The sequence below is a fragment of the Mycobacterium sp. PSTR-4-N genome, assembly GCF_022348085.1.
In the GTDB taxonomy this organism is placed as follows: domain Bacteria; phylum Actinomycetota; class Actinomycetes; order Mycobacteriales; family Mycobacteriaceae; genus Mycobacterium.
The window spans coordinates 19,422-33,430 of record NZ_JAKRFN010000027.1; the positions used below are offsets into that span (position 1 = coordinate 19,422).

General features: G+C 64.3%; 13 protein-coding genes. 10 read left to right on the top strand and 3 right to left on the bottom strand.

Going from position 1 to position 14,009, the window contains the following annotated elements:
• The first annotated feature begins 20 nt into the window (after positions 1 to 20).
• The 4 genes from MHN84_RS26035 to MHN84_RS26055 all read left to right on the top strand — a co-directional run bounded on the left by MHN84_RS26035 (position 21) and on the right by MHN84_RS26055 (position 4,612).
• Positions 21 to 479 (top strand): hypothetical protein, encoded by a 459-nt coding sequence (locus MHN84_RS26035; RefSeq protein ID WP_052765241.1) that lies wholly within the window; start codon positions 21 to 23, stop codon positions 477 to 479.
• Complete coding sequence (locus tag MHN84_RS26040; RefSeq protein ID WP_046363738.1) at positions 476 to 1,747, top strand: alpha/beta fold hydrolase; 1,272 nt, start codon at positions 476 to 478, stop codon at positions 1,745 to 1,747. The genes MHN84_RS26035 and MHN84_RS26040 overlap by 4 nt, the downstream gene beginning before the upstream one ends.
• A gap of 728 nt (positions 1,748 to 2,475) precedes the next feature.
• Entirely contained in the window at positions 2,476 to 3,711 is a 1,236-nt protein-coding gene (locus MHN84_RS26050) for a cation:proton antiporter (RefSeq protein ID WP_198529248.1), read from the top strand.
• A gap of 229 nt (positions 3,712 to 3,940) precedes the next feature.
• Positions 3,941 to 4,612, top strand: coding sequence for a TetR/AcrR family transcriptional regulator (locus MHN84_RS26055; protein ID WP_241207410.1), 672 nt, complete (start codon positions 3,941 to 3,943; stop codon positions 4,610 to 4,612).
• Positions 4,613 to 4,649: 37 nt separating this feature from the next.
• On the opposite strand, the gene MHN84_RS26060 is transcribed toward MHN84_RS26055, so the two are convergent.
• The gene (locus MHN84_RS26060) at positions 4,650 to 5,381 is read right to left on the bottom strand and encodes a TetR/AcrR family transcriptional regulator (protein ID WP_131705536.1); all 732 of its coding nucleotides are present in this window, start codon (positions 5,379 to 5,381) and stop codon (positions 4,650 to 4,652) included.
• A gap of 398 nt (positions 5,382 to 5,779) precedes the next feature.
• On the opposite strand from MHN84_RS26060, the gene MHN84_RS26065 reads away from it, so the two are divergent.
• The 3 genes from MHN84_RS26065 (at position 5,780) to MHN84_RS26075 (ending at position 8,128) form a co-directional block, all read left to right on the top strand.
• Positions 5,780 to 6,178 (top strand): hypothetical protein, encoded by a 399-nt coding sequence (locus tag MHN84_RS26065; protein WP_131705535.1) that lies wholly within the window; start codon positions 5,780 to 5,782, stop codon positions 6,176 to 6,178.
• A complete protein-coding gene (locus MHN84_RS26070; RefSeq protein WP_213447804.1) occupies positions 6,175 to 6,645 on the top strand; it encodes an ANTAR domain-containing protein in 471 nt (156 codons plus the stop codon). The genes MHN84_RS26065 and MHN84_RS26070 overlap by 4 nt, the downstream gene beginning before the upstream one ends.
• Before the next feature lie 871 nt (positions 6,646 to 7,516).
• Complete coding sequence (locus tag MHN84_RS26075; protein WP_046363733.1) at positions 7,517 to 8,128, top strand: acid phosphatase; 612 nt, start codon at positions 7,517 to 7,519, stop codon at positions 8,126 to 8,128.
• A gap of 224 nt (positions 8,129 to 8,352) precedes the next feature.
• Here the strand turns inward: MHN84_RS26075 and msrA are convergent, their stop codons facing one another.
• The gene (msrA, locus tag MHN84_RS26080; protein WP_374238431.1) at positions 8,353 to 8,826 is read right to left on the bottom strand and encodes a peptide-methionine (S)-S-oxide reductase MsrA; all 474 of its coding nucleotides are present in this window, start codon (positions 8,824 to 8,826) and stop codon (positions 8,353 to 8,355) included.
• Between the two features lie 83 nt (positions 8,827 to 8,909).
• The gene (locus MHN84_RS26085) at positions 8,910 to 9,317 is read right to left on the bottom strand and encodes a peptide-methionine (R)-S-oxide reductase (RefSeq protein ID WP_046363731.1); all 408 of its coding nucleotides are present in this window, start codon (positions 9,315 to 9,317) and stop codon (positions 8,910 to 8,912) included.
• 165 nt (positions 9,318 to 9,482) lie between these two features.
• On the opposite strand from MHN84_RS26085, the gene MHN84_RS26090 reads away from it, so the two are divergent.
• The 3 genes from MHN84_RS26090 to pgi all read left to right on the top strand — a co-directional run bounded on the left by MHN84_RS26090 (position 9,483) and on the right by pgi (position 13,983).
• Complete coding sequence (locus MHN84_RS26090) at positions 9,483 to 9,830, top strand: hypothetical protein (RefSeq protein ID WP_046363730.1); 348 nt, start codon at positions 9,483 to 9,485, stop codon at positions 9,828 to 9,830.
• Positions 9,827 to 11,869, top strand: a complete 2,043-nt coding sequence (locus MHN84_RS26095) for a glycoside hydrolase family 15 protein (RefSeq protein WP_082133392.1) — start codon at positions 9,827 to 9,829, stop codon at positions 11,867 to 11,869. Before MHN84_RS26090 ends, MHN84_RS26095 begins: the two co-directional genes overlap by 4 nt.
• Before the next feature lie 503 nt (positions 11,870 to 12,372).
• On the top strand, positions 12,373 to 13,983 hold the full coding sequence (gene pgi / locus MHN84_RS26100) for a glucose-6-phosphate isomerase (RefSeq protein ID WP_374238432.1): 1,611 nt from the start codon (positions 12,373 to 12,375) through the stop codon (positions 13,981 to 13,983).
• The last annotated feature ends 26 nt before the right edge of the window (positions 13,984 to 14,009 follow it).

Here is a 14,009-nt window from a genome sequence, read left to right on the forward strand (position 1 = left end):
CGTCGCGACTCGCCTGAGACATGAAACCGAACACAACCCGGCAGCTTCGGCTCGATTGGGCCGACCAAGAGACCTGCAACGAAGCGCTGCAAGGCATCTCCGCGATCTACTTCATCGCCCCCAGGGGCCTCAGTGAACCGGTGCCCCTGGTAGCGGTGTTCCTCGACGACGCCGCGCACGACACCGCGCACATCCTGACCGGGCCTGCGGCACTCACCTGCACCGATGCTGCCGACATCCTCACCCGACTGACCGGTCACACCGTCCGGCGCCAATCCGTCTCGGAGGAGGAGGTCGCCAGCCGCATCGCCCAGCACGGCGTACCCGCTGCAATCGGGAAGGTCCTCACCGCCACGGACGTCGCCATCGCCATCGCCGACGGAGACGAAGACCACGCCACCGACACCGACACCGACGAGCGAATCGCCAGCCAACCTGCTCGCAGCTTCAGCACCTCCGAAACAAAGGAAATCCAATGAAACAGTTGCTATTTCACGACGACGTCCAGTTCTGGTTCGAGACACTGCGCGTCATCGGGCATGCCAGCTACGGTGGGGCAGACTTCGGCGAGGTAGTCGCGACCGCATCTCAGATCACGGCAGGCGACTACGACAGCTGGCACGACGCCTGGCTCGCCACGGCGGAGCGGGTGGAGGCAGAAGCCCGCGCAGCCCATCCCATCAGCGCACGCGACGGCTTCCTTCGCGCATCGACCTATTACCGGTCCGCCGAGTTCTTCCTGCATGGCAACCCCGACGACCCGCGCATAGAGCACGCGTTCACCCGAGGCGTCGCCTGCTTCCGTTCCGCGATCGCCCACCTCGCCGCGGTCGAACCCGTCGAAATCCCCTACGGGGAGACGACCCTCAGTGGCTACTTCTACCGCGCATCGGGTGAGCGGCCAAAGCCGACGCTGGTCATGCACAACGGTTTCGACGGCAGCGCCGAGGAGCTCCACTTCTTCGGAGCCGTCGGAGGTCAAGAACGCGGCTACCACGTCCTGACCTTCGATGGGCCAGGCCAGGCGACCGCAATCCACCGCGACAAGCTGCCGTTCCGTCCCGACTGGGAGAACGTCGTCGGCCCCGTGCTGGACTTCCTGCTCACCGACCGCAGCGTCGACCCGGCGCGCATCGCCCTGCTCGGCCTGAGCCTTGGCGGCATGCTCGCACCCCGAGCAGCAGCTTTCGAAACGCGACTGGCCGCGGTGGTGGCCGTCGACGGCGTTTACGACGGGAGCACCGCCATCACCACGTTCCTCGAACTGGACCGCGTGGAGATCTCCAGGAGAGCCAATGCCGACCACGACGAGGAACTCGACGAACTGATCGCCGCCGCCCGCGACGACAGTCCCGTCATCCGCTGGGCCTACGGCCACGGCCGGTACGCGATGGGCGTCCAGACCGACCGCCAGTTCCTCGCGGCCTTGCTGAAATACAACGTCATGGACGGGATCGCCGAACAGATCACCTGCCCCGTGTTGGTCTGCGAAGCCGCTGAAGACCTGTTCTTCGCCGCCGATGAGTCGCGTGAGTCAGAGCCGCGGCGCCTCTACGACCACCTCACCGCACCGAAGAAGCTGCTGACCTTCACCGCCACCGAAGGTGCCGCCGAGCACTGCCACTCGGGTGCCCAACGACTCGCCGTCGGGCGTATCTTCGACTGGCTCGACGACACGATGCCGCCGCGGCCAGAGCACTATTCCTGGCATCCGCCGAAAGCAGCTTCGTGGCCGGCAGCGAACTAAGCGTGGACGGTGCCATGTCGCAGGTCCAGCTGGACTGCTCGCACAGGTTGGTCAACCAAGCGATGGTGGAGACGTAGGCTGTGCAGCCACCTGGCAGGGCGAGCGGCAGGTCGGCGACTGCGCCAGGCCCGGTAGGTGCGCGTGGCGCTCTGGCAGCCCTGTTCACGCAGACTCCGGCAGATCGACTCGACCGCAGCACCTTTGGATCGAATCGTGTCGACGAATTTGATGATCATCGGTTTCGGGGGTCGGTGAAAGTCGTTCGGGGACGTGGTGACAGTCGTTGTGGCTGTTCCGCTTTTCGGGCCGCTCCCCGCACCCCGGAGCGCACCTTTCGGTGCACCGGACTCTCCTCAAGACCCGGTCACGCTGCTGTGTCGACGTCCTCGTCGACGTCCGGCCAGGGCGCGGGGATGGCCGCACCCGGCAGCGGCAGCGGGTGACCGGTCCTAGCAGTGAGGCCGTAGGTACCGATGCCGACCCCTCAGCCTTCTGAGGCCAGCGAAGTAGGCGCCGCGACAGAGCTGTGGGCCGCTCCATGAGACCGATCTAGCCGATGCGTGGTCTGACGGTCCGTCTCGACGTCGCATTCGTCACTGCCGAGATGCCGCCTAATGGAGCCGTGTCAGCAACTGTACTTTGAGGTACAGTACGCACACCGCTCCTGCGGCACAGCGAGGAAGGATCCGCACATCGTCTCGTTGACTGTGGTAGCGATCGTCGCGGTCGTGGCATTGCTGTCACCGCTCAGCGTCAAGGTGCTCCGACTGCCCGTGCCTGCGATCGTGCTCGAGATCCTCCTGGGCGTCATCGTCGGCCCACAGGTGCTCGGCTGGGTGCACATGGACGCTGCGCTGCAGGTGCTGTCGACGATCGGTTTGAGCTTCCTCCTGTTGCTCGCCGGGCTGGAGATCGACGTCCGCCAGCTGAAGGGGCCAGTGCTGCGGCGCGCCTCGGGCGCCTTCGTGGTGTCGTTCGTCCTCGCGGTGGCCGTAGGCGTCGGCCTGGGGATGTTGGGCCTGGCTCGGTCGCCGGTGCTGATGGCCGTGATCCTGTCGGCAACCGGACTCGGCATCATCCTTCCGGTCCTGAAGGACGCAGGGGTCGTCGAGACCCGAGCAGGGCAAGTCATCGTGGCCGGTGCGTCGATTGCCGAAATAGTGCCCATCATCCTTCTCTCCCTGTTGTTCTCAGAAGACACGTCGGCGGGGGTGGGGGCCAAGCTGACGTTGCTAGCGGCGTTTCTCGGATTCACCGGTGCCGTCATCGTCGTCGTTCTCGGCCTGGAGCGTGCCCACACCGTCTGCAAGACGCTGCTCGACTTGCAGGACACCACCGCCGAGATCCGAGTCCGCGGAACCGTCGCGCTGCTGCTGGTCTTCGCCTCTCTCGCTACGGCATTCGGGCTCGAGTCAATCCTGGGGGCGTTTCTAGCCGGGGCTGCCTTGACCCTGCTCGACCGCGATGACGACATGACCCACACTCAGTTCTATACCAAGCTGCATGCAGTCGGATTTGGCGTCTTCATCCCGTTCTTCTTCGTCGCAACCGGCGTGTCACTCGACGTTCGAGCACTCGTCGACCAGGTGTCCTCCTTGGCCAAGATCCCTGTCTTCCTCATCGCCCTCCTGGTCGTGCGTGCCTTGCCGGCCGTCTTCTACCGTCCGTTGCTCGGCCATCGCCGCGACGTCGTGGCCGTAGGTCTGCTGCAAGCCACCTCGCTGAGCATTCCGGTGGTGGCCGGGGGCATCGGCGTGGAGTTGGGCCTGATGCAACCGGCCAACTACGCAGCGCTAGTCGCCGCGGGGTTGTTGTCGGTCATCGTCTTTCCACGACTGGCAGTCCTGCTGCTGGCACGGGGGACGAAGGAACCTGCCCCGTCAGACGTACGCGCGCACGACGACCTCGACGACGCCGTGGAGCCAAGCCGCGAAATCGACGACCGACCGCGCCCCAACCCGTGACGCCCGTCGCAGACTCCCTGAAGTCTCTCGACGAATTGCACGCAGATGATCTCGTCAGTGCTCACGTCGTGTCCCCAAGGTCGTCGTCAACCTCTTGACTGCCCGGCGAGCTCGTGCGATCCGAAATGTACGGCTGAGTACATCCGGCTGTGACGAACTCGCGGTATCGGCTCGACGGTGCGTGCGGTCGACGGGGGAAGTGCGACTGACGAGACGCTATCCTGGTTAGATGGCAGTAACGCGGACGCTCGAGAAGGCTGCAACGGGCGAGACTCCGAGGCCGCCGTTGTCGCCGCGTGGCCTGCGCAGCGGTACCGCAATCGTCGACGCGGCCGCGACCATGATGCGTCACAGTGGTGTGGCGTCGACCAGTCTCGACGACGTTCTGGCGGCGGCGGGTTGCGGCAAATCGCAGCTTTATCACTACTTCGACGACAGAGCCGACCTCATCCGGGCAGTCATCGACCGTCAGGTCGAACTGATCTTGGCGGCGCAACCGGCGATACATCACGCGGATTCCTGGGCGGGCCTGCGGCGGTGGGCTGACCAGGTGTTGGAGAGTCACCGTGTCGTCGACGGGCCGTTCGCGTGCCCGCTCGGATCGATGGCTGCTGAACTCAAGAATGATGACGCCTACCTTCCACACTTGGACGCGGCCTTCCGCCGATGGGAGGAACCGCTGGCGCGCGGCCTGGAGGTCATGCGCGAACGGGGTCAGCTCACACGGCAATCAAACCCTGATCGACTTGCCCAATCGATCGTCGCCGCTGTGCAGGGCGGGTTGATGATGGCCCAAATACACGATGACGGAGCGGTTTTCGAGGATGCGGTGGAAAATGCGCTGCTGTCCTTGCGTCGCAGGGCAACGCCACGGCGACGGCCGGTCGCGGCGAAGAGCTGACTGAGCCGGGTTCCACTTGAGTGGACGAGATCTCGGTCTAGACCTGGTAGCGCCGCAGGGCCGCCACCGCGTCGTCGAGCACGTCGCGCATGACTTCGATTCGGCCGTGGACTGAGGCAAGGAGGTATCCGCCTTGCACAGCCGCGAGGAGACTGGCGGCGAGGCGGTCCGGATCGGCGTCGGAATCCAACTCGCCGCACTCCTGAATCCGGCGCAAACCGGCCGCCAGGTGCCCCTCCCAGGTGCGGAATGCAGCATCTAACGCAGGCCGGTACTCCGGGGAGTGTCTCAATTCCGTCGCCAGGGTCGCGAGGGGACACGCGAACGGACCATCCACGGCGTGTTGTGCGTTCACGACGCGCGACAGCCACGCATCGAGCCCGTCCCACGAATCGATCGAGTCGGCGCCATCGTGACCGTCGAGTTGGACCGCGAGTTCCCGATCGATGACCGCTCGGACTAGTTCTGTCTTGTTGCGGAAATGGAGATCAAGATCTCTGGCTTCGGTCGCGTGAGAGATGTCGCCGATCGACGTCGCGGCAACGCCGCGGCGGTACATCATCGATGCTGCAGCATCGACGATCGCCGCACGTGCGTGCTGGTGATGACGGTGCGTGGCAGATGTGTGGCCACCGGTTGTTGGGGTCGGGCCTTCGTTCATTGATTTTCTCCTGTTGACGCGGTCCAACCCGGGCCAGAAGCGGCGGTTGAAAAAGTAGGCTACGTGGTTGTAGCAGGTCTGAGTCAGACACCCACCGGTGGTGGGCACGATGCCCTTGGGCCTGCCGGTGGTCGCGGAGGTGTACGGGCAGGAACAGCGGGTGTTCGGAGTCAAGAACTCGGGCCCGTGTTGCGTTCGGCGACGCCTTCGGCGGCGCGCTTGAAGTCAAGCGAAGCAGGCAATTCGCCGCGTACACCTCTACGGACTTGCCGCTCTGAGGCTCCCACATCGGCGGTTACAAATGTGCCACGTCGTGAATACGACGGGGTCGCGTTCACTGCCGGTCGCGAATAGCCAGCCGGCCCGAAGGCGCCGGCATGAACTAGCGCGGAGCTACCATTGTTATCCCGCGACCGCGGACGCCTCCATGTTGGTTCGCCCGAGGCAGGTCGAGTGGACAGGCATACTGCACTACGCGGTACATCTGCCGGGCTACGCGGTTCGGGATGACCGGCCTCAGCAAAGCGCTCGGCATCGTCGCCATCCTAAGTCGTGCAGACCGCCGTTACGGCCCTTGCTGGCACGGAGACATCCCGGCGGCTCTGCGGGTGGTCGACGGCGACACCGTGAACGTCCTCGACGTGGAGGCGTCAACCAGCGAGGTGTTCCGTTGGCTCGACATTGCCGTTCGGGCGCTCCATGTGCGCTACTCGCCATGTTTGCGCCGATCGCACAATCTGAACTACTCGGTTCACTTCGAGATGAACTGCGCGGTACAATTTGCGCTGCGCCGCTCGGGCGGTTTGACGCCGGGGCACATCCTCTCAGATCGCATGCGCTACAGAGGAATTGGAGTCGGATGGGCGGGCAAATGGCCGATACGGATGCGACGATTCGCGAGATGATCGACAAAGCCATAGGGGTGCTGATGACGCTGCGCGGGTGCTCGGAGCGGGCGGCGTTCGACGAACTCGTCGTAGCGCTACAGGATATAGGCGTGGACCCGTCCGGCGTCGGTGGCGGCGATCGCCGTGTCGATGATTCTCCGCACGCCGCGGGGTGGGTTCATGTGGTTGAAGTGCAGAAAGTGCCCGCCAACGGTGACTACGACCCCGGTGGGCTGACGATGGTCTGCAGGTTACCTCTGCTGCGCGACGCCGACGGGGTCGTCGGGCAGGCCCACTGGGAAGGTCCCGATGCCGATGGGTCGGTGTTGCAGTACGGGGTGATGACCCCCACCAGCTCTACGGTGCTGATTGCCACTGCCGACTTGGCGGTAGCCACCCGCGCCCTGAGCTGGATCCACGGTGGGCGCCTCGTCCAGCGCACCGTCACCTACGGCGGATGGACCGGGCATCGACCGAATCCCTGAACGTGTAGCCGTCACGACTTCATCGCCGAGACGGGAGTCGTTGCAGCAGGTGCTGAGTGGGTGAATCCGATGAGCATCGGGGGCGACGCTCAGTGATGCAAATGCTCAGCCTCGCCGCCTGTGAGCAGTGACCTCACTCGGGCACCCGAGACCGGAAGCCCTTGTTGAATTCATGGGGGCCTTGACAACCCGACGTCATCGGGGCGGAAACCCGCACGTCGCGGCGGAGCAAGTGGAATCAGCCGAGGTTTTGTGCCGCCTCCATGGTGGGCTGTCACTCCGGGTTGAGGGCAGCGTAGTAGAGGGTTCGGACGTTGTTGGGTGAAACCACTGCGCGGCAACCGGTCCCGCGAATGCGGGTGCTTCAGCGCCGGGCGAGGTGCCTACGAGAAGTGTCATCGTCCGATGCCGCCCGTTGAATGTGCGCAGAGGCCAAGGCCCGCGGATTCTTAGGTTTTATGAAGCAAGGTCAGGGCCACCCGAGATGTACCTACCAGTACACTCTGACATATGCCCTTGTTCAAAATGTCAGACTCGCAGTCAGATTCGCCGTACCGCACAGGAGCGGCAGGGTGACCTTCGCCTTGTCAGTACAGTCGCGTGATCATCAGGGACTAGCACTTCGGCGCCTAGGCTCTGCAGGATCTGCGCCTCCACGACGTGCTCGCGATGCCTACGGTGGTCATCACCAGGACCGCCGACGCCGCGATGATGCACTCAGTCATGTCCCGCGCGCTCATCTGCGATATGCCATTCTGGGCACGTATGTCGGCGGGCGCCTGCTCGCTCCAACGACACGACCCGCTGACGGAGTTCCGCTTGCATGGCATCGTCGTGTAACGGCAACCCAATTCGCGCGTAGGACCACAACGTGACCATCGAACGGCACCGTCTGTTCCTGCTGCGTCACGGCGAGACCGAGTGGTCGGCCAACGGGCGGCACACCGGGACCACTGACCTCGAGCTCACCGACGTCGGCCGAAACCAGGCTCGGCTGGCTACCGAAGCGATCGCCGCTCTCCGGTTAACGAACCCGCTGGTGTTCAGTAGTCCACGGCGTCGGGCGCTGGTCACCGCCGAGTTGGCGGGGTTGACGGTTCACGAGGTCACCCCTCTTCTCGCAGAGTGGGACTACGGCGATTACGAGGGGCTGACCACGCCGCAGATCCGAGAGAGCGTTTCCGGCTGGACCGTGTGGACGCATGGCAGCCCCGGTGGGGAAAGCGTCTCCGAGGTAGCCGAGCGTGCCGACCGCGCTGTGGAACTGGCGCTGTCACACCTCGACTCCCGCGATGTCGTGTTCGTCGGCCACGGCCACTTTTCCCGCTCGATATTGATGCGGTGGATGGAGTTGCCGGTCAGCGACGGGATCCGCGTGTCGATGGCTGCCGCGTCGATCGCGGTGTGCGGCTTCGAGCACGGCAAGCGCCAGATCGCAGCCCTGGGGCTGACTGGTCACCCGAATCCGTGTCTGCCGGAGTGACGGGCGCCGGCGTTCAAGCGTCGAGATGATGGTCGGCATCTCCAGCTTGCCTGCCAACTCAGCTACCGCGGCGCCGGCGGGACGGAAGCCGCGGCTGCCGCTTCGTTGACTGCGCCCGTCCACTGAACGCCGTCCCACCACCACGGGTCGGATTCAACTGGCAGTCGCAACACCGTGATCACGGAGGTGCGGAGTGGCGAAAATTCGCGCCGGAACCCTCCGTGCTAGGCCGGTTCCTCCGCCTCACTTCGCCTCGGGAGAACCCAGTCCGGGCGCGCAAAGTGGCACGTGTAGCCGTTGGGGTATGTGATCAAGTAGCGCTGGTGCTCGGGCTCGGCTTCCCAGAACGACCCAGCGGACTCGATGGTGGTGACGGCGTCGCCTGGCCACAGGCCGGACGCGTCGACGTCCGCGATCGTGTCCCGCGCGATTTGCTCCTGCTCCATGGAGGTGGGGAAGATCGCGGATCGGTAGCTCGTGCCGAAGTCGTTGCCTTGGCTGTTCAGCGTCGTCGGGTCGTGGACCTGGAAAAAGTACGCCAGGATGTCGCGATACGTTGTCCGGGTCGGGTCGAACACGATCTCGATCGCCTCAGCGTGCCCAGGGTGGTTGCGGTAGGTTGCGTAGTCGTTGTCGCCTCCGATGTAGCCCACACGGGTGTCTACTACGCCTGGCTGTTGCCGGAACAGATCTTCCATACCCCAGAAGCACCCACCGGCGAGGATGGCCGTCTCGGTGTCGGGGTTGCGGGTGATCGTCCCGGTGCCGTCGATGCTGCTGGTCACGCTGAATCTCCTGTCGATTCTGCTCGAGAGTCGTCCAGGGAACGGTATTGGCCGTATCCCTCCTCCTCGAGCGATGAGTCCTGGACAAGTCGGAGGGTGGTGGAGTTCATGCCGTACCGACGTCTGCCGGCTTCCTGCGGCCCGTCCGGCACGGGGTGGCCGAGGTGGCTGTCAGCACCCGCCGAACGCACTTCGCTGCGTGGCGTGGTCGGCTGGTGGTGGGTTCTGGTGTCCAAGGCGCCGTCGTCAATCGGCTTGGTGAAACTTGGCCGCCCCGTGCCATTGTCGTACCTTTCGGTTGAGTAGAACAGATCCTGCCCAGAGACGACCTGGATGACATAGCGTTGCTGTTCGGGGAGGTGGCTGAGCGCCCCCTCAGTGTTGACGTAGTCCTTCGAAAACAAGGCTTCCTCCTGGGTGGTTCAACTTCCCCCACCGTAGATCAAAGTGTACCTTCCAGTACAGTGTCGCTCGACTGGACATGCTCAACCTCCTAGGAGTTCGGCGTCGAGCTCCCTTGGGCGAGTGAGTAGGCCAGTCTCACGGCTACGACGACCGCCCCTGGTCGCATGTCTCCGCAATGGTTCGAGAGGCTCACATTGACCGAGTTGCGCTTTCCACCTCAGCTCCCGCCGGGCGCTCTGAATCCGACAGACCACAGCACGTCGGCTGTCCACGGGGTCATCGCGGCGGGCGCCGTGACCTGCTGGGCGGCCGAGTCGCAGGAAGGCTTCGACAAACTGCCATCCGTTGGCGTCGAGCTGGGTGACGTCCATTTGGCCTTGGAGAACGACGGCGTCGAGAAGTTTCAGGGATCCTGGGGTTTATTGATGAAAGCAGCGCAGACCCAACTCGGCGCGGCGGTCTGGTCTCAAAAGAGTTGCAGCGCAATCACATTCGGTCGGATGAGCCGATGACCACGCCCGACGTTGCGTCCATCCACGGCGGCGCGAAGAGTGAACGACCGCGCCGCTCGCGGACTGGGCCCGACGGCATTGACCCATCGCAGGAGCTGGACATCGGTGAGATTCCCGAAACAGCAGGAGGTTCTCACCGAAGTCCGTTCCCGCCCATCGCCGACTACGCGTTCCTGTCGGACTGCGAGACAACGTGTCTGATCTCATCGGCTGGGTCGGTGGAATGGCTATGCGTGCCTAGACCGGACTCACCCAGCGTGTTCGGCGCACTCCTTGACCGATCTGCCGGCCATTTCCGGCTCGGCCCCAAAGGGGTCTCGGTCCCGGCCGCACGCCGCTATCTGCCGGGCAGCCTCATCCTGGAAACCACCTGGCAGACCCACACCGGATGGCTCATCGTGCGCGACGCGCTCGTGATGGGCCCCTGGCATGACGTCGGGTCGCGGTCACCCACCCACCACCGCACCCCGATGGACTGGGACGCCGAGCACACCCTGCTGCGCACCGTGCGCTGCGTCAGCGGCACCGTCGAGCTGGTGGTGAACTGCGCGCCGTCGTTCGACTACCACCGGGTCGGCGCCAGCTGGGAATACTGCGGACCCGCCTACGGCGAGGCCGTCGCTTCGGCCCAAAATGATCCGGACACTCACCCGAAACTCAGGCTCACGACCAATCTGCGGTTGGGCATTGAGGGCCGCGAAGCCCACGCCCGTACCCGGATGAAGGAGGGCGACAACGTCTTTGTCGCATTGTCCTGGTCGGATCCGCCACCGCCTCAGAGCTATGAGCAAGCTGCCGAGAAGATGTGGAAGACCGGCGACATGTGGCGGGATTGGATCAATACGGGAAACTTTCCGGATCACCCGTGGCGGACATATCTACAACGCAGCGCGCTGACGCTGAAAGGGCTGACGTACGCCCCCACGGGCGCGCTGCTGGCGGCGAGCACCACGTCATTGCCGGAAACGCCACGCGGCGAGCGGAATTGGGACTACCGCTACGCGTGGGTGCGCGATTCGACCTTCGCGCTGTGGGGTCTGTACACGCTGGGCCTGGACCGGGAGGCGGACGACTTCTTCTCGTTCATCGCCGAGGTGTCCTGCGCGAACGGCGATGAACACCGTCCCTTGCAAGTGATGTACGGCGTCGGCGGGGAGCGGGCGCTGGTCGAGGAGGAGCTCACCCATCTGACCGGATATGAGGGGGCTCGCCCGGTGCGGGTCGGCAACGGCGCCTACGACCAGGACCAGCATGACATCTGGGGCACGATCCTCGACTCGGTGTATCTGCATGCCAAGTCACGCGATGACATCCCAGAAACGTTGTGGCTCATGCTCGTACAGCAGGTCGAGGAGGCGATCAAGCACTGGCGCGACCCGGACCGCGGGATCTGGGAAGTCCGCGGCGAGCCCCAGCACTTCACGTCGTCGAAGATCATGTGCTGGGTCGCGCTGGACCGTGGCGCGAAACTGGCCGAGATTCGAGGTGAACGATCCAACGCGCAGAAATGGCGCCCGATCGCCGAGGAAATCCGGGCCGACGTCTTGAAGAACGGCGTCGATTCCCGAGGCGTGCTCGTTCAGCGCTACGGCTCCGACGCGCTGGACGCGGCGCTGCTGCTGGCCGTGCTGCTCCGCTTCCTGCCCGCCGACGACCCGAGGATACGTGCCACCGTGCTGGCGATCGCCGATGAGCTCACCGAAGACGGCCTGGTGCTGCGCTACCGGGTCGAGGAGACCGACGATGGATTGCACGGTGAGGAAGGCGCATTCGTCATCTGCTCGTTCTGGCTGGTCTCGGCGCTGGTGGAGATCGGTGAGATCACCCGCGCCAGGCAGCTGTGTGAACGGCTGCTGTCGTTCGCCAGCCCGCTCAACCTCTACGCCGAGGAGATCCAGCCGCGCACCGGCCAGCATCTGGGCAACTTCCCCCAAGCGTTCACCCACCTGGCATTGATCAACGCCGTGGTGCACGTCATCCGGTCCGAAGAAGCATCAGACAGCGCCGGAGTATTCCTACCCGCCGCCGCACCGATCTAGACGACTCATCACCGCCGCCGCACCAACCACCGTCCGCGCTACAAACCACGGAGTGAAAAGAACAGACGAATGAACACCCCAGGTGAACGGGCACCCCAACGGACCACCCCTCGAGCACGGTCAGTGGTTGATCTGGTATACGTTGCCACTTGCATTGTCGCGCAGACTGTTTCAGATGATACCGGCGTCGATACCCTCACGGTCAACATGATTCGAGCGTCGCGCAGTCATCCCGAATGCCGACGGCAAAGGGCGTGGAGGCCGACTTCCATGTCCCCGCCACTGTCTACGACAGTTTCGCCTCAAGCATTACCGCCCCCGGCGACCAGGCCCTGCGGGCGTCGGAGACGACGTTCGAGGGCCACCGCGCGGCCTTCTCCGACCCGACCCGCGAGGAACTGCACGCCGACGAGCTCACTACCCGCGTAGTGACTCGTCTGAGCCTCCAACACCGACCCACCGACGCCGACCCTCGAAGAGGACATCACATGCCAGATTCACCGTTGCGTCTTCACCCCGCCTACGCCGCTCTCGCCGAACACCACTCCACGATCGGGCACCGCCATCTACGTGACCTGTTCGCCGACGACCCCGATCGTGGCGAATGGTTCAACAACGAGGCGGCCGGGCTATATCTGGATTACTCCAAGAACCGCATCACCGATGAAACCTTGGATCTGCTAGTCGAGTTGGCCCAGCAGTGCAGTCTCGAGGAGCGCCGGGACTCGATGTTCGCCGGCGAGCCGATCAACGTGTCCGAGGACCGTGCGGTTCTGCATGTGGCACTGCGTATGCCGAAAGACGCCACGCTGATCGTCGACGGGGTCGACGTGGTCGCCCAGGTGCACGACGTCTTGGACCGGATGGCCGAGTTCGCCACCAAGATCCGCTCGGGTGAATGGAAAGGCCACACCGGCAAGCCGATTCGCAACATCGTCAACATCGGCATCGGTGGTTCCGACCTGGGCCCGGTAATGGCCTACGAGGCGCTGCGCCACTACACCGAGCGCAATCTGACATTCCGGTTCGTCTCCAACGTGGACTCGACGGACTTCGCGGAAGCCACCAGGGACCTGTCAGCAGACGAGACGCTGTTCATCGTGTCGTCGAAGACGTTCACGACCCTGGAGACGCTGACCAATGCCACCTCGGCCCGGGAATGGGTGCTTGGCCAGCTGGGCGAGGAGTCCGCGATCGCCAAGCACTTCGTGGCCGTCTCGACGAACGCCGAGCGGGTGTCACAGTTCGGGATCGACACCGCGAACATGTTCGGCTTCTGGGACTGGGTCGGGGGTCGGTACTCGATGGATTCGGCGATCGGCCTGTCCACCATGGTGGCACTCGGGCCCGACCAGTTCCACGAATTGTTGGCCGGTTTGCACGCGATGGACGAACACTTCCGCACCACGCCGCTGCGACAAAACCTCCCTGTGCTCATGGGCCTGCTCACTGTGTGGTACGTGGAATTCTTCGGGGCCTCCGCGGTCGGCGTGATGCCGTATGACCAGTACCTCAAGCGCTTTCCCGCATATCTGCAGCAGCTGACGATGGAATCCAACGGCAAGCACGTCACCCTCGACGGCACAGTCGTGGACTACCAGACCGGCCCGCTGTACTGGGGCGAGCCTGGCACCAACGGCCAGCACAGCTTTTACCAGCTCATCCACCAGGGAACGTCGCTGATACCGGTTGACCTCATCGGCTTCGCCCAAGGCCTCAACCCCCTGGGCGACCACCACGACATCTTGTCGTCGAATGTCTTCGCGCAGGCCCAGGCACTCGCCTTCGGTAAGAGCGCCGCGGAGCTCCGTACGGAAGGGACTCCCGAGGCGGTGGTGCCGCACCGGGTCATGGAGGGAAACCGTCCGACCAACGTGCTGCTCGCGCAGGTCTTGACCCCACACATCCTCGGCGCACTGGTGGCGCTCTACGAGCACAGCGTGTTCACGCAGGGAACCATCTGGGGCATCAACTCTTTCGACCAATGGGGCGTCGAGCTAGGCAAGGCACTGGCCGTGGCGATCCTGCCGGGGTTGCAGAGCGATGCCGAACCCGAACTCGACCACGACTCGTCGACCAACAAGCTGATCCAGCGCTACCGATCACTCAAGTGAGGAAGAACAACATGGCAACTGGCACA